Raw genomic sequence first — 22,183 nt, 5'->3', positions numbered from 1 at the left:
AAAAAAAATAGTGACGCGCTTCGCAACCTGCTCATTGCCTAATTAATAAACTGGTACGCTGAGTTAATATAATGTTAACAAAATGTATTTGCCAGGGGCTGTGATGACGACGAATAACTATTTCAGAGGTGATGCAGTGAAAAAGGTTTGGCTAAACCGTTATCCCGCAGATGTTCCTGCGGAGATAAACCCTGACCGCTATCAATCCCTGGTTGAACTGTTTGAACATGGCACCACCCGCTACGCCGACCAACCGGCGTTTATCAATATGGGTGAAGTGATGACCTACCGTAAGCTGGAAGAGCGTAGTCGCGCCTTCGCCGCTTACCTTCAGGAGGGGTTAGGATTACAGAAGGGCGATCGCGTGGCCCTGATGATGCCTAACCTGCTGCAGTATCCGGTGGCCCTGTTTGGCATCCTGCGCGCCGGGATGATCGTGGTCAACGTCAACCCCTTGTATACCCCGCGTGAACTGGAGCATCAGCTCAACGACAGCGGCGCGGCGGCGATCGTTATTGTCTCCAACTTTGCCCATACCCTGGAAAAAGTGGTGGCGAAAACTCAGGTTAAGCACGTGATCCTGACGCGAATGGGCGACCAACTCTCCACCGCCAAAGGCACGCTGGTGAACTTTGTGGTCAAGTACATCAAGCGCCTGGTGCCGAAGTATCACCTGCCGGATGCCATCTCGTTTCGCAGCGCGCTGCAGCATGGCTACCGCATGCAGTACGTGAAGCCAGAGATCGTTCCAGAAGATCTGGCGTTTCTGCAGTACACCGGGGGCACCACCGGCGTGGCCAAAGGGGCGATGCTGACCCACCGCAACATGCTGGCTAACCTCGAGCAGGTCAATGCCACCTACGGCCCGCTGCTGCATCGCGGCAAAGAGTTCGTGGTGACCGCGCTGCCGCTGTATCACATTTTCGCCCTGACCATGAACTGCCTGCTGTTTATCGAACTGGGCGGGCAAAATTTGCTGATCACCAACCCACGCGACATTCCCGGGCTGGTGAAGGAGCTGGCGAAATATCCCTTTACCGCCATGACTGGGGTCAATACCCTGTTCAACGCCTTGCTGAACAACAAAGAGTTCCAGCAGCTTGATTTCTCCTCGCTGCACCTGTCCGCCGGCGGTGGGATGCCGGTGCAGCAGGCGGTGGCCGAGCGCTGGGTAAAACTGACCGGACAATATCTGCTGGAGGGCTATGGCCTGACCGAATGTTCGCCGCTGGTCAGCGTCAACCCGCACGACATCGACTACCACAGCGGCAGCATTGGCCTGCCGGTGCCCTCCACCGAAGCCAAACTGGTGGACGACGACGATAACGAAGTGGCGCCGGGTCAGCCGGGCGAACTCTGTATCAAGGGGCCGCAGGTGATGCTGGGCTACTGGCAGCGTCCTGACGCGACGGATGAGATTATCAAAGACGGCTGGTTGCACACCGGGGATATCGCGGTGATGGATGAAGAGGGATTCCTGCGCATCGTTGACCGGAAAAAAGATATGATCCTGGTGTCGGGGTTTAACGTCTATCCGAATGAAATCGAAGATGTGGTCATGCAGCACAGCGGCGTCCTCGAAGTGGCGGCCATCGGCGTGCCGTCCGGCAGCAGCGGTGAAGCGGTGAAGATTTTCGTGGTCAAGAAAGATGCCGCGTTAACCGAAGAAGCGCTGATTACGTTCTGCCGCCGCCATCTCACCGGCTACAAAGTGCCGAAGCTGGTGGAATTCCGTGACGAACTGCCGAAATCCAACGTCGGGAAAATTTTGCGGCGAGAACTGCGTGACGAAGCGCGCGCTAAAGTGGACAATAAAGGCTAAGTAACGAATGAGTCGCCTGACGCCGGCTACGCCGGCGTTTTTTATGGGCGCAAGTTAAGAGAGTATGCTTTGAACTATCAGATGATCACCACCGACGATGGCCTGCGCGCTGTCTGCGAAGCGGCAAGCGCGGCCTCCACCGTTGCTCTGGATACGGAATTTGTCCGCACTCGCACCTACTATCCGCAGCTGGGCCTGCTGCAGCTGTTCGACGGCACTCAGGTCTCTCTGATCGATCCCTTGACGATTAGCGACTGGGCGCCGATGCGTGAGCTGCTGCTCAACCAGGATGTGACTAAATATCTGCATGCCGGTAGCGAGGATTTAGAAGTCTTCCTCAATGCGTTCAACCTGATGCCGCAGCCGCTGATCGACACCCAGATCCTGGCGGCGTTCTGCGGCCGCCCGATGTCCTGGGGCTTTGCCTCCATGGTGGAAGAGTATTCCGGAGTGGCGCTGGATAAAAGTGAATCCCGCACCGACTGGCTGGCTCGCCCGCTGACCGAGCGTCAGTGTGAATACGCCGCAGCTGACGTCTGGTACCTGTTGCCGATCGCCAGCAAATTAATGGCGGAGACCGACCGCGCAGGCTGGCTGTCGGCGGCGCTGGACGAATGTCGTCTGATGCAGCAGCGCCGTCAGGAGGTGGTCGACCCGGCCGAGGCCTGGCGCGACATCGGCAACGCCTGGCAGCTGCGTACCCGCCAGCTGGGCTGCCTGCAGCTGCTGGCAGAGTGGCGTCTGCGCAAAGCGCGTGAGCGCGACCTGGCGGTGAACTTTGTGGTGCGGGAAGAGCATCTGTGGAGCGTGGCGCGCTATATGCCCACCAGCCTCGGCGAGCTCGACAGCCTCGGGTTGTCCGGCAGTGAAATTCGCTTCCACGGCAAAACGTTGATTAGCCTGGTCGAGAAAGCCCAGGCGCTGCCGGAATCGGCCCTGCCGGCGCCGCTGCAGAACCTCATTGACATGCCGGGTTACCGCAAAGCCTTTAAAGATATTAAAGCGCTGGTGCAGGAAGTGAGTGCCGACAAGGGCGTGAGCGCGGAACTGCTGGCCTCGCGTCGGCAGATCAACCAGCTGCTGAACTGGCACTGGCAGTTGAAAACGCAAGCCGGTGAGCCTGAGCTGATTTCCGGCTGGCGCGGCGAACTGATGGCCGAGCGGCTGAAGTTGCTGTTAAACGACTATCCGCGTTAACGAACGGCCAGTTCCAGGCAATAAAAAACCGGCGGCGCAGGGCGTTGCCGGTTTTTTTTCGGGGCGGAACAACAGGGTCAGGGTTTCGACTCTTCCGTTTCGGGTAGGGTCACGTTCAGCTCAAGAATCGAAATATCACCATCCCGCTGCTCCAGCTGCACGCTGACCATCTCCGGGTCGATCTGCACGTATTTACAGATCACTTCCAGAATATCTTTGCGCAACTGCGGCAGGTAGTGCGGCTCCGCGTCGCCGCGGCGACGCTCGGCGACGATGATTTGCAGGCGTTCTTTCGCAATATTTGCCGTGTTCTTTTTTCGCGAGAGAAAAAAGTCGAGTAAAGCCATAATTTATCCTCCGAACAGGCGTTTGAGGAATCCTTTCTTCTCTTCTTCAATGAAGCGGAAAGGGCGTTCTTCTCCGAGCAGACGTTCAACGGTATCGGCATAGGCTTTGCCTGCGTCCGACGCGGCATCCAGAATCACGGGCTCACCCTGGTTGGATGCGCGCAGAACTGACTGGTCTTCCGGGATCACGCCCACCAGATTAATGCGCAGAATTTCCAGCACGTCTTCCATGCTCAGCATATCGCCTTTATTGACGCGGCCTGGATTGTAGCGGGTCAGCAGTAAGTGCTCTTTGATCGGCTCTTCGCCATTTTCCGCACGACGGGATTTCGACGCGAGAATGCCAAGGATACGGTCGGAGTCGCGAACGGAGGAGACTTCCGGGTTGGTGGTGATAATGGCTTCATCAGCAAAGTAGAGGGCCATTAGCGCACCGGTTTCGATACCTGCCGGTGAATCACAGACAATGAAATCGAAGTCCATTTTCTTCAGTTCTTCGAGAACTTTGTCGACGCCTTCGCGGGTCAGGGCATCTTTATCCCGGGTCTGAGAGGCCGGGAGAATGTAGAGATTTTCCGTGCGCTTATCTTTGATCAGCGCCTGGTTCAACGTGGCATCGCCCTGGATGACGTTGACGAAATCATAAACGACGCGACGTTCGCAGCCCATAATCAGATCGAGGTTACGCAGGCCGATGTCGAAGTCGATAACGACGGTTTTCTTTCCCTTCTGGGCCAAACCTGTAGCGATGGCCGCGCTGGAGGTGGTCTTGCCAACGCCCCCTTTACCCGAAGTCACAACAATAATGCGTGCCATAGAAATTCCTTGTTAAAAAGGGATTAATTCAACGGTTGAACTGTCAAAGCGCTTTCACCTAAACGCAGGCGTGCCGCTTTGCCATAAAATTCGGCCGGGATGTTATCGCTCAGCCAATATTCCCCGGCGATGGAGACCAGCTCCGCCGCAAGGTGGGTACAAAATATCTGGGCGTCTCTGTCGCCACCGGCGCCTGCCAGCGCGCGTCCTCGCATCATGCCATATACATGGATATTGCCGTCAGCGATAAGTTCCGCACCGGCACTCACATGATTTGTAACAATAAGATCACAGTGTGGCGCATAAATGCGCTGACCGGAACGTACCGGCTGATCAATCAAACGCGTTTTTGTGATCTGGTTAGCAACTGGCGGCGGCGGAGGGGTGGGTTCGGACGGTGCCGGACGAGGGGCTTTCTCTTTCCCTTCGGTTAATAACGGGATCCCGGCGCGATCGATTTCGGTTTTCAGGCGCGGGATTTTGCATCCGCTGACGCCCATAATGCGTAAACCGGTCGCGGCGATGGCCTCGTTAATGGCGCGCCATTCGACCTCCTCCTCCACGCTGGCGATATTCACCACCACCGGAGCATGGCGTAAAAAGGCGGGAGCCTGGGCGATTTTGTCTTCTAACGCCTGACGAATAACCTCGGGATTTGCATCGTGCAAATGAACGACAGATAACGTGAAGCTACTGCCTTTAAGTTCGATTGGCGTATTTGACATCCTGGCCTTACTCAATTTGCTGTTTATCAACCGCAGAAGTGCGGTGATATTCCGAAGACTAAAAGGCATGTTATAGTCACTCATATATTGAGGCAAGTGACCACGGGTCTAATTCCGAGTAAAACTATGTTTTGTGTGATCTATCGAAGTACTAAACGTGAACAAACCTATTTATACGTCGAAAAAAAGGACGATTTCTCACGCGTTCCTGACGAGCTAATGCGCGGCTTCGGCACGCCGCAAATGGCGATGCTGCTGCCGCTGGATGGGCGCAAAAAGCTGGTTAACGCCGACCTGGAAAAAGTGAAACAGGCGTTGAGCGAGCAGGGCTATTACCTGCAACTTCCCCCGCCATCTGAAAATCTACTAAAGAAACACCTGGCGGAACAGGGGAAACAATCCGATTAACCCACGAGGGGAAATAATGTACCAACATCATAACTGGCAGGGTGCGCTTCTGGATTATCCAGTAAGCAAAGTGGTTTGCGTCGGCAGTAATTATGCGAAACACATCAAGGAAATGGGCAGTGCGACGCCGGAAGAGCCGGTGCTGTTTATTAAACCTGAGACCGCGCTGTGCGATCTCCGTCAGCCGTTGGTGCTTCCTGAAGGGCTGGGCTCAGTGCACCACGAAGTCGAGCTGGCGGTGCTGATCGGCAGTACGCTGCGTCAGGCGACGGAAGAGCATGTGCAGAAAGGGATCGCTGGCTATGGCGTCGCGCTGGATCTCACCCTGCGCGACCTGCAGGCTAAGATGAAAAAGGCCGGGCAGCCGTGGGAGAAGGCGAAAGGCTTCGATAACGCCAGCCCGATCTCCGGCTTTATCCCGGCCGCTGAGTTCCACGGCGACCCGCAGAATACGCCGTTAAGCCTGAAGATTAATGGCGAAGTGCGCCAGCAGGGAACCACAGCCGACATGATCCATAAGATTGTGCCGCTGATTGCCTATATGTCGCGCTTCTTTACCCTCAAAGCCGGGGATGTGATCCTCACCGGCACCCCGGAAGGGGTGGGGCCGCTGCACAGCGGTGACGAACTGGAAGTTGGCTTCAACGGCCTGTCGCTCACCACCCGCGTGCTGTAAGCGTTGCTTGCCGCCTTTTGGGGCGGCAAAACTTGCATCGGCGTGCCAGACTGGTTATAAGGTGCACCCTTAACTGGCAACGACGGACACTCCGATGAGCGAACAACCTTTCTGGCAACAAAAAACACTGGATGAAATGACCGACGCGGAGTGGGAATCGCTGTGTGATGGTTGCGGCCAGTGCTGCCTGCACAAGCTGATGGATGAAGACACCGATGAAATCTACTTCACCAACGTTGCCTGCCGTCAGCTCAATATCAAAACCTGCCAGTGCCGTAACTATGAGCGTCGCTTCGAGTACGAGCCGGACTGCATCAAGCTTACCCGCGAAAACCTGCCAACCTTCGAATGGCTGCCGCCGACCTGCGCCTATCGCCTGCTGGCGGAGGGCAAACCGCTGCCGGCCTGGCATCCGCTGTTGACCGGTTCAAAAGCGGCAATGCACGGTGAACGCATCTCCGTTCGCCATATTGCGGTGCCCGAGTCCACCGTCGTCGACTGGCAGGACCATATCCTCAATCTGCCTGACAGGGCGCGCTAAGCGCCGGGTCACGCTTTCTTCGCGTGAAACAGCCCGTTTTCACCGTCGGTTTCTTCGGCCACCCAGAAGTGAATATTGAAGCGGGCGTCGTCACTGAGTTCGACGCGGTGCCAGTACTGCGGCGGACTGGTGGCAAACTGTCCGGCATGAATGACCACTTTTTTTTCCGGCTCCGTCGCCTGCTCATCGGCAAAACCGTAATAGGTGACCGTTCCCTCCATGACGCACAGCTGACCGAAGACGCCGGCCGCGGTGTTGTGATGGCTCAGCAGGGCGGCGGGGACGTTCTCTTTAGTAAAGAACGGGGTGGAGCGTTTAACTTTCCAGTCTGCGGGGATCAGTAAAGATGACATGTGAGCTCCTGTGGAGTTGTAAAAGATGTATTTAATATGCATCTTTTAGGGGCTGTGGTCAACCACAGGCAGGAAACGATGCAACGATGCGCAGCAGACATAAAAAAAAACGCCCCGCAGGGCGTTTCATTGTGTGCGGTACACGCAGCGACTTAGCGGCCAAACAGATCGCGTTTTTTGATTTTGACTGGCTGAGCAATGATCACCAGGATGGCGACCACCAGATAGGCAGCAAAAATACCGACCAGCCATTGCGGCATCTCCAGTGACAGAAATTGCCACTGACGTACCGAACAGTCGCCTGAGGCAACAAACATCTGCGGCAGCCATTTATCCAGCGGCAGCCAGGTCGGGAAGCGGGCGGCGAAATCGCAGGTCTGGAACGGCGAAGGGTGCAGCTGGATCATCGTATGCTCCCACGCCAGCTGCAGCCCGCGAATCGCGCTGTATAGCCAGATCAGCAGCGCGACATAGCGCAGCGGCGTTTTAGGCGCGATGGCGCCCACCAGCCCCGCGCCCATGATGCCGAGCAGGGCACAGCGTTCGTAAATACACATCACACACGGCTGCAGCAGCATCACATGCTGGAACCACAGCGCAACGAGTTCGAGAATAAAAGCGGTCAATGCCATCAGGAGCCAGGCACCGCGTCCCCTTGAGCACTGGTTTAAATATTGCAACATAATCATTTCCCTGGAAGATGCTAAATCATGGCAGTGTAAACGAAAACCGAACCGACGCCAGCGGCCCGGCAGAAAATATTACGTAACGGGTTATTGAATGGCCCGGATGGACCCGGGCCAGGATCGGGTCAGGGCAGCGTGGGCGTGGTCACCCAGCCGTGCGCCAGCAGCCAGTTGGTGACCGGCATCAAGGTGAACTCGACGCACAGCAGGCCGACCAGCGTCAGTACGATGGTGTAGGGCAGCGCCATCCACACCATGCGGCCATAGGAGAGTCGGATCAGCGGCGCCAGCGCGGAGGTCAGCAGGAAAAGGAATGCCGCCTGGCCGTTGGGGGTGGCGACCGACGGCAGGTTGGTACCGGTGTTGATCGCCACTGCCAGCATCTCAAACTGTGGCAGGCTGATAACGCCATGTTCGAGGGCGGTTTTCGCTTCGTTAATGTAGACCGTGCCGACAAAAACGTTATCTGAAATGGACGACAGCAGGCCGTTAAACAGGTAAAAGAGCGACAACTGCGCATGCGGCGAGGCCTGCAGCACAAATTCAATGACCGGAGCGAACAGCTGCTGGTCGATGATCACCGCCACAATGGCAAAGAACACCGTCAGCAGCGCGGTGAAGGGCAGCGCCTCGGTGAACGCCTTGCCAATGGCGTGCTCATCAGTCACCCCGGAAAACGTGGTGGCGAGGATGATCACCGACAGACCAATGAGCCCGACTTCGGCCAGATGAAAGGCGAGGGCGACGATCAGCCAGACACCAATCACCGCCTGGGCAATCAGCCGCAACTGCTCCTGACGGCTGCGCTGGGCGCGGCTGCGGTCGTCAAAGTCCTGCAGCACCTTCCGCACCGCGGGCGGCAGCGGTTCGCCGTAGCCAAACAGGCGATACTTTTCGACCAGCAGGCAGGTCAACAGCCCACACACCATCACCGGCACGGTGACGGGCGCCATGCGGATAAAGAACTCGCCAAAATGCCAGCCCGCCGCTTTGGCGATAATCAGATTTTGCGGTTCGCCTACCATGGTCATGACTCCGCCGAGGGCGGTCCCGACGCCGGCGTGCATCATCAGGCTGCGCAGAAAGCCGCGGAACTGCTCCAGCACCTCGCGGTAGTGCTGGTCGATATGGCTGTCGTCCAGCAGATCGTTATCATCAGGGCGAGCTGAAGCGACGCGGTGGTAGATGCCGTAGAACCCAACGGCGACGCTAATCACCACCGCCACCACGGTAAGCGCATCGAGAAAGGCGGAGAGGAAAGCGGCCGCCAGGCAGAAGGCCAGCGACAGCAGCATCTTGCTGCGGATCCCCAGCAGCAGGCGCGTGAAGACGAACAGCAGCAGTTGTTTCATAAAGTAGATGCCCGCCACCATGAAGATCAGCAGGAGCAGCACTTCAAGGTTGCCGGCGATCTCTTCCCGCACATGCGCCGGGCTGGTCATGCCGATCAGCAGCGCTTCAATCGCCAACAGGCCGCCCGGCAGCAGCGGGTAGCACTTCAGCGCCATGGCGAGGGTAAAGATAAACTCGATGACCAGCAGCCAGCCGGCGACAAACGGCGCCACGGCAAACACCAGCGGATTTACGATTAAGAAAATGATTAATGCCAGCTTGTACCAGTCAGGTGACTGGCCAAGAAAATTGCGCCACAGTGCGCGGCCATATGAAATTTCCACGACAGAATCCTTCCCCGTCAATTAGTACATGATTTTGTGCGTAACTATTGGCAAGAGTATCAGTTGAGCAAAATGAGAAGCAACTTTCTTCGCACCGCGGCGGCGGTGACGGGTGATAAGGAAAAGAGCAAAGTAAAAGCGGAAAATGAAACGGCGATCCCTTTTTAATTCACTTGCGATGCTATCTGCGCTATAGCGGCTCTGGTATGATGAGTGCAATTGCAACAATGTGTAATGGAAATATTATTATGGTCATTAAGGCGCAGAGCCCTGCGGGTTTCGCGGAAGAGTATATCATTGAGAGCATCTGGAATAACCGCTTCCCACCTGGATCGATTCTCCCCGCTGAACGCGAGCTTTCTGAGCTGATCGGTGTTACCCGCACCACTCTGCGTGAAGTGTTGCAGCGTCTGGCGCGTGACGGCTGGTTGACCATTCAGCATGGCAAACCCACCAAAGTGAATAACTTCTGGGAGACCTCCGGGCTGAATATCCTCGAAACGCTGGCACGCCTTGATCACGACAGCGTGCCGCAGCTGATTGATAACCTGCTCTCCGTGCGCACCAATATTTCCACGATTTTTATTCGCACCGCGTTCCGTCAGCATCCGGATAAAGCGCTGGCGGTACTGGACAGCGCCCGGGAAGTGGAAGATCACGCCGACGCCTTTGCCGACCTCGATTACAACATTTTCCGTGGTCTGGCGTTTGCCTCCGGCAACCCGATTTACGGCCTGATCCTCAACGGCATGAAGGGGCTGTATACCCGCATCGGCCGCCACTATTTCTCCAGCCCGGAAGCGCGCAGCCTGGCGCTGGGCTTTTATCATCAGCTGGCGAAGGTGTGCGAAGGCGGCCTGCACGATCAGGTGTATGAGCTGGTCCGTCGCTACGGCCATGACAGCGGGGAGATCTGGCATCGGATGCAGAAATCGCTGCCCGGCGATTTAGCCATGAATATGCGTTAAGCCGGATATGAGCGATCGATAAACAACATAAGGGGGCCAATGGCCCCCTTCGTCGTTTTCATCGTCCCCCAATGCTATAGCGCGTTCGGGCGCGCCGGGCAGCGGTCCAGCAGCTCAATGCTGCCGTCGGCGTTCTGCTGCTCCAGCAGCACATCGAATCCCCACAGACGATGCACATGTTTCAGCACTTCGCGCCGGCCTTTGTCCAGTGGGACGCGGTTGTGCGGCACATAGCGCAAGGTCAGCGAGCGGTCGCCGCGCAGGTCAACGTTCCACACCTGGATGTTCGGCTCAAGATTGCTGAGGTTATACTGCGCCGAGAGCTTGTTACGGATCTCGCGATAGCCCTCTTCGTTGTGGATCGCCGAGATCTCAAGATAATTGTTGTGATCGTCGTCGAGCACGGTGAAGAAGCGGAAATCGCGCATGATCTTCGGCGACAGGAACTGGCTGATAAAGCTCTCGTCCTTGAAATCACGCATCGCGAAATGCAACGTTTCCAGCCAGTCAGAACCGGCGATATCCGGGAACCAGTACTTGTCCTCTTCCGTGGGCGACTGACAGATGCGCTTGATGTCCTGGAACATGGCGAAGCCCAGCGCGTAGGGGTTAATCCCGCTATACCACGGACTGTTGTACGGCGGCTGGAACACCACGTTAGTGTGACTGTGGAGAAACTCCAGCATAAAGCGCTCCGTCACTTTCCCTTCATCATAGAGATGGTTGAGGATGGTGTAGTGCCAGAAGGTCGCCCATCCCTCGTTCATCACCTGGGTCTGTTTCTGCGGATAGAAATACTGGCTGACTTTACGCACGATGCGCAGGATCTCGCGCTGCCACGATTCGAGCAGTGGGGCGTTCTTCTCCATAAAGTACAGCAGGTTCTCCTGCGGTTCGGAGGGGTAGCGACGGGCGGACTCAATCGCTTTTTCTTCCTCGCGCTTCGGCAGGGTGCGCCACAGCATATTCACCTGGCTTTGCAGATACTCCTCCCGGCTTTTCTGCCGCGCTTTCTCCTCCTGCAGAGAGATTTTTTGCGGACGTTTATAGCGGTCGACGCCGTAGTTCATCAGCGCGTGGCAGGAGTCGAGCAGTTTCTCCACTTCGTCGACGCCATAGCGCTCTTCACACTCGGTAATGTATTTGCGGGCGAAGATCAGGTAATCGATGATCGAGCTGGCGTCGGTCCAGCTGCGAAACAGATAGTTATTTTTAAAGAATGAGTTATGCCCATAGCAGGCGTGCGCCATGACCAGCGCTTGCATGGTGATGGTGTTTTCTTCCATCAGATAGGCGATACAAGGATTAGAGTTGATGACTATCTCATACGCCAGGCCCTGCTGACCGTGCTTATAGGCCTGCTCGGTCTCAATGAATTTTTTGCCGAACGACCAGTGAGGATAGTTGATGGGCATGCCGACGCTGGAGTAGGCGTCCATCATCTGCTCGGAAGTAATGACTTCGATCTGGTGCGGGTAGGTGTCAAGACGATAGAGCTTGGCGACCCGGTCCACTTCGGCCAGGTAGGTCTCCAGTAACTCGAACGTCCAGTCGGGTCCATCGCTTAAACGGGTGGTGTCCCTGTTCATGGAGTCAATCGTAGCCATTAGCGCGCCCTCGTTGTTGTTGGTTTTCTCTGAACGGAAAACCTCTAAACAAGCATAGAACACCGGATGGCAAACTGTATCGTCAGACAATTTCTTTTCTTCGCGATTTCCCCATCTCAAAGCCGTTTTTTGCGCTTATTTGCAGAATTTAATGCTGAGTAAAAATTAAGCGCAGCATGAGATCGTAAATCTCGCAGCGCAGGGCTGGTGCGGTTTGCTGTGAGTTAAGTCACCATAAATAAAGCGTATGTTGAATAATATTTTCAACTGAGTTATCAATTTGTAATTAGATGATTGTTCTTTAACTGTTACGGAGTCGCTATGCGTGTCGTCATACTGGGAAGTGGGGTGGTTGGGGTAGCCAGCGCGTGGTATTTGAGTCAGGCGGGTCATGAGGTGACGATTATCGACCGTCAGCCCGGTCCGGCGGAGGAGACCAGCGCGGCCAACGCCGGGCAGATTTCTCCCGGCTATGCGGCGCCCTGGGCGGCGCCAGGGGTGCCGCTGAAGGCGATCAAATGGATGTTTCAGCGCCATGCGCCGCTGGCGATCGGCCTTGACGGCACGTCGTTCCAGCTGAAGTGGATGTGGCAGATGCTGCGTAACTGCGACACCCGCCACTATATGGAGAACAAAGGCCGTATGGTGCGCCTGGCGGAGTACAGCCGCGACTGCCTGAAAGCGCTGCGCGATACCACCGGCATTCAGTATGAAGGACGTCAGGGCGGGACGCTGCAGCTGTTCCGGACCGCCAAACAGTATGAAAATGCCACCCGCGACATCGCGGTGCTGGAAGACGCCGGCGTGCCGTACCAGCTGCTGGAAGCGAAGCGGCTGGCGGAGGTGGAGCCGGCGCTGGCGGAAGTCAGCCATAAACTGACCGGCGGCCTGCGCCTGCCCAATGATGAAACCGGTGACTGCCAGCTGTTTACCACCCGTCTGGCGGCGATGGCGGAACAGGCCGGGGTCACCTTCCGCTTCAACACCGCAGTGGACGCCCTGTTGCAGGAGGGCGATCGCATTGTCGGGGTGAAATGCGGCGATGAGATCATCAAGGGCGACGCCTATGTGATGGCCTTCGGCTCCTACTCAACGGCGATGCTTAAAGGGCTGGTGGATATACCGGTCTATCCCCTGAAAGGGTACTCATTGACCATTCCGATTGCCCAGGAGGACGGGGCGCCGGTTTCCACTATCCTTGATGAGACATACAAAATCGCTATTACCCGTTTCGATCAGCGCATTCGCGTCGGCGGCATGGCCGAGATCGTCGGTTTTAACAAAGCGCTGCTGCAGCCGCGTCGCGAAACCCTGGAGATGGTGGTGCGCGACCTGTTCCCGCGCGGCGGCCACGTCGAGCAGGCGACGTTCTGGACCGGCCTGCGGCCGATGACGCCGGACGGCACGCCGGTGGTCGGACGCACGGCGTATAAAAATTTGTGGCTCAACACCGGCCACGGCACGCTTGGCTGGACCATGGCCTGCGGCTCCGGGCAGCTTATCAGCGATCTGATCTCCGGGCGCACGCCGGCGATCCCTTACGACGATCTGGCGGTCGCCCGCTACAGCCCCGGCTTCACCCCGGCGCGCCCGCAGCATCTGCATGGCGCACACAACTAAGGAGCTTGCATGACCCGTCCGGTAGTGGCCAGCATCGACCTGCTGGCCTTGCGGCAGAATTTACAGATAGTGCGTCGCGCGGCCCCCGGGTCGCGCCTGTGGGCGGTGGTCAAAGCCAATGCCTATGGCCACGGCGTGGCGCGCGTATGGAGTGCGTTAAGCGGGGCGGATGGTTTCGCCTTGCTCAACCTGGAAGAGGCGATCCTGCTGCGCGAGCAGGGCTGGAAAGGTCCGATCCTGCTGCTGGAGGGCTTCTTCCATGCCGATGAACTGGCGGTGCTCGATCAATATCGCTTAACCACCAGCGTCCACAGCAACTGGCAGATTAAGGCGCTGCAGCAGGCGAAGCTGCGCGCGCCGCTGGATATCTATCTCAAGGTGAACAGCGGCATGAACCGGCTGGGCTTTATGCCTGAGCGGGTGCATACCGTCTGGCAGCAGTTGCGGGCGATAAGCAACGTCGGCGAGATGACGCTGATGTCGCACTTCGCGGAGGCGGAGAACCCGCAGGGGATTGTCGAGCCGATGCGCCGTATCGAACAGGCGGCGGAGGGGCTGGATTGCCCGCGCTCGCTGGCCAACTCGGCGGCGACTCTCTGGCATCCGGAAGCGCATTTTGACTGGGTGCGTCCGGGCATCGTGCTGTATGGCGCGTCGCCTTCCGGGCAGTGGCAGGACATCGCGAACACCGGGCTGAAGCCGGTCATGACGCTGCGCAGCGAAATCATCGGCGTGCAGAACCTGCGCCCCGGCGAGGCGATAGGCTATGGCGGCCTGTACCGCACCACCCAGGAGCAGCGGATCGGCATCGTCGCCTGCGGCTATGCCGACGGCTATCCGCGGGTGGCGCCGAGCGGCACGCCGGTGCTGGTGGACGGCATACGCACCACCACCGTTGGACGCGTATCGATGGATATGCTGGCGGTTGATTTAACGCCTTGTCCGCAGGCCGGGATCGGCGCGCCGGTCGAGCTGTGGGGCAAAGAGATTAAAATCGACGACGTGGCGGCCAGCTGCGGCACCGTCGGCTATGAGCTGATGTGCGCCCTGGCGCCGCGGGTGCCGGTTGTGACCCTGTAACCTATTCCGGGGCGGATCACTCCGCCTCGTCTTCCGCGACCCGCACCCCGACCTTCAGCACGTGATCGTTCTCTTTTTCCGCTACCGTCCACACCATCCCGGCGAACTCCACCTGGTCGCCCACCACCGGCGCGGCGCCCAACAGCTGCTGCACCACTTCCCCGAGTGACTGCTGATGCTCGCGGAACTCCTCTCCGCCGTCGAGACCGTAGATTTGCGCCACATCGGCGAAGCGGGCCTCGGCATCAAGAATAAAGTCGCCGAAAAAGCGCTGATCGAGCGCCACCGGCGGCGACTGGCTGAACATTTTTCCCAGCGCCGGCAGGTCGTGCTCCCGGCCAATGACGCACAGGATATCGCCTTCCCGCAGGCGGGTGCTGCCGGTGGGGTGCAGCAGGGCATTGTTGCGAAACAGCGCCGCAATCCGCGTCTCCGGCGGCATATGCAGATCGCGCAGCGCCGCGCCGATGCACCACTTATCGGCGCCCAGCTGATAGACAAACTGCTCCCACGGGTTTTCCGGGTGAATATCCAGCCCGACGCGGGAGATGGGCCAGCTGATGGGCGGCACCACCACTTTGGCTTTCTTCGCCGCCCACGACAGCGAGGTGCCCTGCAGCAGCAGCGACACCAGCACCACGAAGAAGGCGACATTGAAGAACAGACGGGCGTTGTCCAGCCCGGCCATCATCGGGAATACCGCGAGAATAATGGGCACCGCGCCGCGCAGGCCAACCCAGCTGATAAACACCCGTTCGCGCAGGTTAAAGCCGCGAAACGGCAGCAGGCCGGCAAACACCGACAGCGGGCGGGCAATGAAAATCATCCACATCGACAGCAGCAGCGCCGGGATGGCGATAGGCAGCAGGTCGGATGGCGTCACCAGCAGGCCCAGCACCAGGAACATGGCGATCTGCGCCAGCCACGCCAGGCCGTCGAAGTTCTGCAGGATGCCGTGTCGGTTGCGGATCGGCCGGTTGCCCAGCAGAAAGCCGCAGAGATAGACGGCAAGGATACCGCTGCCGTCGAGGGTGGTGGTGACGGCAAAAATCATGATCCCGCCGCTCAGCGCCAGCAGCGGATAGAGCCCGGCGGGCAGCACGATGCGGTTAATCATCTGCAGCAGCAGGTAGCCGCCGCCGAGGCCGATGGCGATCCCGAGGCCGAACTGCTGAATGATATGCACGGCGAACATCCAGCTGAGGCCGGTTTGGTGCTGCTGGATCATTTCGATCAGGGTGATGGTCAGGAAGACAGCCATCGGGTCGTTACTGCCTGACTCAATCTCCAGCGTTGAGCCGACGCGCTCGTTGAGCCCCTTGCCGCCGAGCAGCGAGAAGACCGCCGCGGCGTCGGTGGAGCCGACAATAGCGCCGATCAGCAGGCCTTCGATCATATCCAGCTTGAACAGCCAGGCCGCCATCATCCCGGTCAGCGCCGAGGTAATCAGTACCCCGACCGTCGCCAGCGATAGCGCGGGCCATAGTGCGACGCGAAAGGAGCTGGCCTGGGTGCGCATCCCACCGTCCAGCAGGATCACCGCCAGCGCCAGGTTACTCACCATATAGGCGAAGGGGTAGTTGTCGAAGGGGATGCCACCGATGCCGTCAATGCCTGCCAGCATCCCGATGGCCAGAAAGATGACCAGAATCGGGATGCCAAGGCGCGAAGAAAAGGAGCTCAATAAGATACTGCAGGTTACTAAAACAGAACCCAGAATAAACAGACTAATGACCGCAGCGGCGTCCAATGTTCACGTACTCCCTGACTGGCGTGAAAGAATGGCTAAAAGTGACACTATTTTAACAATTCGCAGGGGATCCGCCTATGCGTCCGGGAAATTTATTCTGTCAGCACCGGGTGGCCGCTGATCGTCAGAGTGGTGGTAGCAGCCTGATTCACCAGTCGCGCGCGGGCGCCCAGCGGCAGGGTCACCGTGCGCTGCTCGTGGCCAAACTCCAGTCCGCTAATCAACGGCAGGGAGAGCTGCTGGCGCAGGTAATCAAAGACCTGCGGCAAATCGTACCCCGCGTCATAGTCGTTTGGCGCGCTGCCGGTGAAGCTGCCAAAGATCACCGCTTTCTGGGCCGCCAGCACGCCGCTATGCAACAGCTGAAGCAGCATGCGCTCGACGCGGAACGGGTGCTCGTTGATATCCTCCACCACCAGGATGCCGTCGCGGATCGCCGGTAGCCACGGCGTGCCGATAAGCGAGGTCAGCATCGCCAGATTTCCCCCCCACAGGGTGCCTTCCACCCGGCAGTTCGGCCCTTCGCCCGGCCATTCGAGGGTAAATTCCGGCTGGCGTAGCGCCTGCCAGAAATGGTGCTCGGTAAACGGATCGAGGGTCTCCGCGCCGAAGTTGCCCGCGAGCATTGGCCCGCTGAAGGTGATGACGTTGCCCGTAGCCAGCAGGCCCGACTGGATAGCGGTGAAATCGCTGTGGCCGCAAATCAGCAGCGGGTCGCGCTGCTGGCGGGCAATCAGTCCCTGCCAGTCGATAAGCGGCAGCAGGCGGCTGGCGCCGTAGCCGCCGCGCACCGCGAGGACGATACGGTTGCGTCCGGGCAACTGGGCAAGCTGGTTAATATCGGCCAGGCGTTCATGTTCAGTCCCGGCGAAACGCTGCTGCCGGCGGGGAATGACCTGCTGGTGGGCCACCTCATGTCCGGCCTGCTGCAGACGCTCGACGCCGCGGGCTGCCGCCTGCTGGTTGATGCAATAACCCGATGGCGCGACCAGATAAAACTGAGACATGATAATTCCTTGCTATGAATGAAAGGGTTATGATGCCGCCTGGAATGGCGATTGTCATCTCCAGGTGGCTAACTTCAGTCCGCACCCGTCATCCTTCAGGTTGTCGGCCGGCGGGGGACGTACCGCTGCCGTCGTTCTGCAGCATGATGGCGTTTGGGTAGATAAGGATAGATGTGTGAAATTGAGATGGTTGCTTATTTTAGTCGTTTTTCTGGCCGGTTGTAGTTCGAAACATGATTACACCAATCCGCCGTGGAACCCCGAGGTCCCGGTGAAGCGGGCGATGCAGTGGATGCCGATCAGTGAAAAAGCCGGCGCCGCCTGGGGCGTGGACCCGCAGCTGATCACGGCGATCATCGCCATCGAGTCGGGCGGTAACCCTGCGGTGGTGAGTAAATCCGGCGCCGTCGGGCTGATGCAGCTCAAGCCGTCGACCTCCGGACGCGATGTCTACCGGCGGATGGGCTGGCGCGGCGAGCCGTCGGTCAGTGAGCTGAAAAACCCGGAACGTAATATCTCGATGGGGGCCGCCTATCTGAGCATTCTGGAGAACGGTCCGCTGGCGGGGATCAAAGACCCGCAGGTGATGCGCTACGCGGTGGTGGTCTCCTATGCCAACGGCGCCGGCGCCCTGCTGCGCACCTTCTCGTCGGATCGCCAGGACGCCATCGATGAGATTAACGATCTCGACGCCGATGAGTTCTTCGAGCATGTGGTGAAGAAACACCCGGCACCGCAGGCGCCGCGCTATATCTGGAAACTGCAGAAAGCGCTGGACGCCATGTAGTCCTACGCTCACCCCGCAGGCCTGGCGGGGTGAGCTTTTCACACTCGCCTAATCCTCGGTACGCAGCGACGTGATAGCGCTCATCGGCGCAATGAGCGTTTTATAGTCCCGGTAGCGCTCGGGAAGGGATCCTGGGCCGTTCACCGCCACGCAGAGCATGCCTGTCGCGTCATCCCCCTGATCGCCTTTCAGCGCTATCGCTTCTCGTAACGCGTCAATGCAGGCATGGGCGTCATGATGTGAGATGCCGCAGATATCGAGACGAATGGTTTTGCTAATGGCTTCTATCCATAACCCGCCCCACAGAACGCAACCCGTGGGCATGAGCAGGCAACTAAAGATGCTGTAAGCGGTGAGGTCGAGCCAGATAAAGGTCTTACTGACAACGATAACGCCGAGGGCGAGCGAAGGGATGCTGATGGCCAGCATATTACACCCGCGGCGCAGCGGACTTAAGGCTAAGCCCGCGCTATCTATCTGTTCCTGCCAGAGGTTATGTCCGGCAATACTCAGGCTGCAGGGCAGATCTTCATGACACGGCTTTCGCACCTCAAAATGGTCAAACAATATTCTTTCAATGACGTTCATTTCTTGGTTTGCATAGCGTCCGTTGGCCAAAACCTGCCCGGCCTCCGGGATCCACAGATACTTTTTACTGAGTAAGCTAAACATCGCCAGCTGAATCACCCGGGTCCCTTCTCCGGTCAGCCAGGCCAGCAGCCATGGACTGACCTCCGTCACGTGCGGCTGGGGCTGAGCCGCTGGCCGTGTCAGGACGATCGTCGTACCGATAGCAATATAGATACCCGGGACGATAAACATAAATCCGCCGAGAAACAGCAGTGGATGCAGATGCATCATAAAATTCTACATACTGTCCCCTCGTTAATCCAGGCGCTGCAGACAAAAGGGATACTGAATAAGGTTGATGATTTTTACATATTCAGCAAATCTTTCGGGAAGCAGGGTGGTTGTACCAATCGCCACGCAATAATCGGCGTTTTCATCGGTCAGGGTATCTGCGTCAGCAATAAGCGTATCTTTCAGGGTATCAATATAGTGGTGAAGAATATTAATAGCGATCCCCTCCCGGTCGAGCCGGGTGGCATTTAAGGTGATGCATAATAGCCACAGCCACCACAGTCCGGAAACCATAAACATCACCAGCCAGCTCAATACGCTGGAGTGAATTATCGCCTGATGATCAAAAAGCGTTTTCCAGACGAGCACAGCGATTAACAGCAGGGAGGGGGCGGCAATCACTATCATGTTCCACGTTTGGTGCGTTGGGCTTAGCCGCAGCCCGCTGCAGTGGGGATCGGTAGCCCAGTGGTTTTGTTCAGCGACGTGCAGAGAAAGCGGCAGATCCTGGTGACTGGATTTTGGCGTAGCGAAATGCTCAAACAGTATTTTTTCCACACAGGTCATTTTGCAGTCGGCATACTGCTGATTGGCGCAGAGCTGAATATTTTCTGCAGAATAGATGAGAGTGACATAGTTTTTTCTTAACAGCCGGAACATAGCAAGCTGAATAACGCTGGTGGCGCGATGACGTAGCCAGGCTAAAAAAGAGGGGGAGATAGAATAGGGCGCCGGAACGGCGGTGGTATTTCCGGCAGGGCGGGTCTTCGCAATAATTATATTCAGCAGAATATATATCACTGTGGTGGATAATACATAATAACCCATAAATGATAACGGATGTAAATTGGCAATATAGCTAATGACGGGGTTCACTTTTATTCCTTGTGAGCGCTATAACCGGTTTGCGCCAGCATAGTAAGCTTTCTCATCCGCGGGGGGCAAGTGAAATAATGGGGGGGCATTTTTAAGTTAATTTCAGCAATAAAAGCGAGACGGAAAGTCTTCATGAAAGCCTCCGCCGTCATGGCCGGAGGCTTATATTGCTGCGGTCAGTTAAAAGTCGTAGCCCACGGTGGCCATGACGCTGCGCTCTGCTCCCCAGTAGCAGTTGCCGGTGCCGTAGCAGCCGGAAATATACTCGCGGTCGCCGATATTGTTGGCGTTAACCTGCACATAAGCGCCTTTCAGCGTTGGCGACCAGACGCCGAGGTCGGCCCGCATCATGGCATCCATCAGCGTGACCGACGGCAGCCGCGCGGTGTTGGCATCATCCGCCCACTGTTTGCCGATGTAGCGGACGCCAGCGCCCACCGAGATCCCCGCCGGGAACTGATAGCGCGCCCAGAAGGAGGCCATCTGATCCGGGGTCAGCTGCGGCGTGTTGTTGTCGGTACCGTCCCTGGTGTCCTGGAAGCGCAGACGATTCCAGGTATACGAGGCGATAGTACTCAGCTGCGGGGTGATCTGGTGGTGTGCTTCCAGCTCAACGCCCTGGGAATGGACCTTACCCGCCGGAATATAGGTGGCGGTGGCGATGTTCGGGTCGCGGGTGGCGACATCCTTTTGCGTCAGGTCGTAAATTGCAATGCTATAGAGGTCGCGGCTGCCCGGCGGCTGGAACTTCAGACCGGCTTCGACCTGCTCGGCGGTGGTCGGTTTCAGCGGTTTGCCGTCCGCGCCCGGCAGCATCGCCGGGGTGATCGCCTGGCTGTAGCTCAGATAAGGCGAAAGGCCATTATCCAGGGCGTACAACAGCGAGGCACGGCCGCTGATATGGTCGTCTGAACGGCGGTTTGAGGTGCCGAAGGTATCGCTGACCTGCTGGGAAACGATGCGGTCGTAGCGTGCGGAAACATCCACATGCCAGCGGTTCCAGACCATCTCATCCTGCAGATACAGCCCGGTCTGGTAGTAGCGGCGATGATTGTCATCGCTGTAGGTGACGGTATGCCCGGTCTGCGCGGTATAACCGGTAAACGGGTTTAGCGGCGCCGCACCGCCGGCGCCGGTCCACAGATCGTTGCGGAAGCGATGATATTCGGCGCCGAGGATCAGGGTATGCGCCAGGTCGCCAGTATTGAAATCGGCGCGCAGGCGGTTATCGGTTGACCAGCCGTCCAGCGAACCGCGCGAACCGCTGTAGCCGCGGGCCAGCATGTCGCTGTCATCTATCCAGCCGACCTGGTAGACCTGATCGAGAGAGACGTTGGTATGGGTGTAGCTCCCGGCGGAATAGACCGACCAGACGTCGGTGAACTGGTGGTCAAACTCATAGCTGTAGATCTGCTGGCGGCGCTGATAGCCATCTCCCGGATCGCCCTCGTTGGTGCTGGGGGAGAGCTTACGACCATTGTGCGCGTAGCGGGTGCCGTCCAGCGGCAAAGAGCCATGATAGCCGCCGGAAGGATCTTTTTGCAGATAGGCGCGCAGCAGCAGCGAGGTGTCGCTGTCCGGCTGCCACAGCAGGGAAGGTGAAATGGCGTAGCGCTCTTCGCGGGTATGGTCATACTGCGTGTCGCTGCTGCGGGTCATACCGATCAGCCGCCATGCCCACTGCTCGTTGATGGCGTCGGTGTAATCGAAGGCCGCGCCTTTGGTATTTTGCGTACCGCCGGTCAGGCGGACGTGGCCCTGCTGGCTGAACTGCGGGCGTTTGGAGGTCAGGTTGACCACGCCGCCCGGCACGCTCTGCCCGTAGAGCGCGGAGGAGGGGCCGCGGATCACATCGACGCGTTCGATAAACCACGGGTCGATTTGCACAACGTTATGGCTGCCGCCGTCGCTCATCAGGCGCATACCGTCGAGGAACAGGTTATCGACGTCGCCGCCGTGGTAGCCGCGCAGGGAGATGGCGTCGAACCGGGTCGCGCCGCCGCCGAAGCTGGAGTAAACCCCCGGAGTATATTCCAGCGCCTGGCTGATGGTATTCGCCCCCTGGTCCGCCATCTGCTGGCGGGTGACAACCGATACCGACTGGGCGGTGGTGATTAACGGCTGGTCGGTTTTCGTTGCCCCGAGCGAAGTGCTGGCGCTGTAGCCTTCAGTCGGCGCGCTGGCGGACGCCGGCGGGCTGGCAGTGACCACCACCGTCTCTTCGGCTTGCGCGGTGAGGGGAAGGGCGACCACGAGGGCGTACAGCAGCCTCGGGCGTTTTCGAGAAATAGCCACGTTCATAAGATCATCCTGAACCAACGCGGTCTGGTACTCCTGTACGCCGCCGCGTGAAAAACGAATCTGTCATTGTTCGTTAAAA

21 protein-coding genes and 1 pseudogene are annotated in these 22,183 nt (G+C 58.0%); 10 read left to right on the top strand and 12 right to left on the bottom strand.

Annotated features, from left to right (window positions below):
• Positions 1–136 precede the first annotated feature (136 nt).
• Positions 137–1,822, top strand: a complete 1,686-nt coding sequence (gene fadD, locus CWM54_RS08715; RefSeq protein WP_077274727.1) for a long-chain-fatty-acid--CoA ligase FadD — start codon at positions 137–139, stop codon at positions 1,820–1,822.
• 81 nt (positions 1,823–1,903) lie between these two features.
• Positions 1,904–3,019, top strand: coding sequence for a ribonuclease D (gene rnd, locus CWM54_RS08710; protein ID WP_165785916.1), 1,116 nt, complete (start codon positions 1,904–1,906; stop codon positions 3,017–3,019).
• A 77-nt stretch (positions 3,020–3,096) separates the two neighbouring features.
• Here rnd and minE read toward each other — a convergent pair whose 3' ends face one another.
• The 3 genes from minE to minC are packed head-to-tail and all read right to left on the bottom strand — an operon-like array spanning position 3,097 to position 4,907.
• Positions 3,097–3,366: a cell division topological specificity factor MinE gene (minE, locus tag CWM54_RS08705; RefSeq protein WP_004103270.1), complete on the bottom strand. Its 270-nt coding sequence runs from the start codon at positions 3,364–3,366 to the stop codon at positions 3,097–3,099.
• Between the two features lie 3 nt (positions 3,367–3,369).
• On the bottom strand, positions 3,370–4,182 hold the full coding sequence (gene minD, locus CWM54_RS08700) for a septum site-determining protein MinD (protein WP_008804300.1): 813 nt from the start codon (positions 4,180–4,182) through the stop codon (positions 3,370–3,372).
• A gap of 23 nt (positions 4,183–4,205) precedes the next feature.
• Positions 4,206–4,907 carry a septum site-determining protein MinC gene (gene minC / locus CWM54_RS08695; RefSeq protein WP_008804301.1) on the bottom strand — a complete coding sequence of 234 codons (702 nt, stop codon included), beginning with the start codon at positions 4,905–4,907 and terminating at the stop codon, positions 4,206–4,208.
• A gap of 126 nt (positions 4,908–5,033) precedes the next feature.
• On the opposite strand from minC, the gene CWM54_RS08690 reads away from it, so the two are divergent.
• From CWM54_RS08690 to CWM54_RS08680, 3 genes are all read left to right on the top strand, one after another.
• Positions 5,034–5,315, top strand: coding sequence for a YcgL domain-containing protein (locus CWM54_RS08690; protein ID WP_004203320.1), 282 nt, complete (start codon positions 5,034–5,036; stop codon positions 5,313–5,315).
• 16 nt (positions 5,316–5,331) lie between these two features.
• Positions 5,332–5,991, top strand: a complete 660-nt coding sequence (locus CWM54_RS08685; protein WP_012967776.1) for a fumarylacetoacetate hydrolase family protein — start codon at positions 5,332–5,334, stop codon at positions 5,989–5,991.
• A 94-nt stretch (positions 5,992–6,085) separates the two neighbouring features.
• A complete protein-coding gene (locus CWM54_RS08680; protein WP_100696763.1) occupies positions 6,086–6,532 on the top strand; it encodes a YcgN family cysteine cluster protein in 447 nt (148 codons plus the stop codon).
• Positions 6,533–6,540: 8 nt separating this feature from the next.
• On the opposite strand, the gene CWM54_RS08675 is transcribed toward CWM54_RS08680, so the two are convergent.
• The 3 genes from CWM54_RS08675 to nhaB all read right to left on the bottom strand — a co-directional run bounded on the left by CWM54_RS08675 (position 6,541) and on the right by nhaB (position 9,247).
• The gene (locus CWM54_RS08675) at positions 6,541–6,885 is read right to left on the bottom strand and encodes a DUF1971 domain-containing protein (RefSeq protein WP_022065914.1); all 345 of its coding nucleotides are present in this window, start codon (positions 6,883–6,885) and stop codon (positions 6,541–6,543) included.
• Between the two features lie 152 nt (positions 6,886–7,037).
• Complete coding sequence (gene dsbB / locus CWM54_RS08670; RefSeq protein ID WP_061154144.1) at positions 7,038–7,568, bottom strand: disulfide bond formation protein DsbB; 531 nt, start codon at positions 7,566–7,568, stop codon at positions 7,038–7,040.
• Positions 7,569–7,696: 128 nt separating this feature from the next.
• The gene (nhaB, locus tag CWM54_RS08665; protein WP_100696761.1) at positions 7,697–9,247 is read right to left on the bottom strand and encodes a sodium/proton antiporter NhaB; all 1,551 of its coding nucleotides are present in this window, start codon (positions 9,245–9,247) and stop codon (positions 7,697–7,699) included.
• Positions 9,248–9,495: 248 nt separating this feature from the next.
• Between nhaB and fadR the strand changes: the two genes are divergently transcribed.
• Complete coding sequence (gene fadR / locus CWM54_RS08660; protein ID WP_012541278.1) at positions 9,496–10,215, top strand: fatty acid metabolism transcriptional regulator FadR; 720 nt, start codon at positions 9,496–9,498, stop codon at positions 10,213–10,215.
• A gap of 74 nt (positions 10,216–10,289) precedes the next feature.
• On the opposite strand, the gene CWM54_RS08655 is transcribed toward fadR, so the two are convergent.
• Positions 10,290–11,822, bottom strand: coding sequence for a SpoVR family protein (locus CWM54_RS08655; protein ID WP_004203310.1), 1,533 nt, complete (start codon positions 11,820–11,822; stop codon positions 10,290–10,292).
• Positions 11,823–11,910: 88 nt separating this feature from the next.
• Between CWM54_RS08655 and CWM54_RS29490 the strand changes: the two are divergent.
• From CWM54_RS29490 to dadX, 3 genes and pseudogenes are all read left to right on the top strand, one after another.
• Positions 11,911–11,988: pseudogene (locus tag CWM54_RS29490) on the top strand (hypothetical protein); the annotation flags it as partial.
• A 155-nt stretch (positions 11,989–12,143) separates the two neighbouring features.
• The gene (locus CWM54_RS08650; protein WP_100681192.1) at positions 12,144–13,442 is read left to right on the top strand and encodes a D-amino acid dehydrogenase; all 1,299 of its coding nucleotides are present in this window, start codon (positions 12,144–12,146) and stop codon (positions 13,440–13,442) included.
• 9 nt (positions 13,443–13,451) lie between these two features.
• Positions 13,452–14,522, top strand: coding sequence for a catabolic alanine racemase DadX (dadX, locus tag CWM54_RS08645; RefSeq protein WP_100696759.1), 1,071 nt, complete (start codon positions 13,452–13,454; stop codon positions 14,520–14,522).
• 16 nt (positions 14,523–14,538) lie between these two features.
• On the opposite strand, the gene CWM54_RS08640 is transcribed toward dadX, so the two are convergent.
• Both CWM54_RS08640 and ldcA read right to left on the bottom strand, forming a co-directional pair.
• Positions 14,539–16,272, bottom strand: coding sequence for a potassium/proton antiporter (locus CWM54_RS08640; RefSeq protein WP_008804311.1), 1,734 nt, complete (start codon positions 16,270–16,272; stop codon positions 14,539–14,541).
• Positions 16,273–16,364: 92 nt separating this feature from the next.
• Positions 16,365–17,279 carry a muramoyltetrapeptide carboxypeptidase gene (ldcA, locus tag CWM54_RS08635; RefSeq protein WP_100696757.1) on the bottom strand — a complete coding sequence of 305 codons (915 nt, stop codon included), beginning with the start codon at positions 17,277–17,279 and terminating at the stop codon, positions 16,365–16,367.
• A gap of 175 nt (positions 17,280–17,454) precedes the next feature.
• Between ldcA and emtA the strand changes: the two genes are divergently transcribed.
• Complete coding sequence (gene emtA / locus CWM54_RS08630; RefSeq protein ID WP_008804313.1) at positions 17,455–18,066, top strand: membrane-bound lytic murein transglycosylase EmtA; 612 nt, start codon at positions 17,455–17,457, stop codon at positions 18,064–18,066.
• 48 nt (positions 18,067–18,114) lie between these two features.
• Here the strand turns inward: emtA and CWM54_RS08625 are convergent, their stop codons facing one another.
• The 3 genes from CWM54_RS08625 to CWM54_RS08615 all read right to left on the bottom strand — a co-directional run bounded on the left by CWM54_RS08625 (position 18,115) and on the right by CWM54_RS08615 (position 22,104).
• A complete protein-coding gene (locus CWM54_RS08625; protein WP_227521611.1) occupies positions 18,115–18,927 on the bottom strand; it encodes a TIGR04222 domain-containing membrane protein in 813 nt (270 codons plus the stop codon).
• 24 nt (positions 18,928–18,951) lie between these two features.
• Positions 18,952–19,803, bottom strand: a complete 852-nt coding sequence (locus CWM54_RS08620; RefSeq protein ID WP_100681153.1) for a hypothetical protein — start codon at positions 19,801–19,803, stop codon at positions 18,952–18,954.
• 180 nt (positions 19,804–19,983) lie between these two features.
• Entirely contained in the window at positions 19,984–22,104 is a 2,121-nt protein-coding gene (locus CWM54_RS08615; protein ID WP_008804316.1) for a TonB-dependent siderophore receptor, read from the bottom strand.
• Positions 22,105–22,183 lie beyond the last annotated feature (79 nt).

The organism is Klebsiella sp. D-Nf1 (genome assembly GCF_002810515.1).
Lineage (GTDB): Bacteria > Pseudomonadota > Gammaproteobacteria > Enterobacterales > Enterobacteriaceae > Klebsiella > Klebsiella variicola.
The sequence above is the reverse complement of the archived record's forward strand: the minus strand, read 5'-3'. Positions and strand labels throughout refer to the sequence as shown.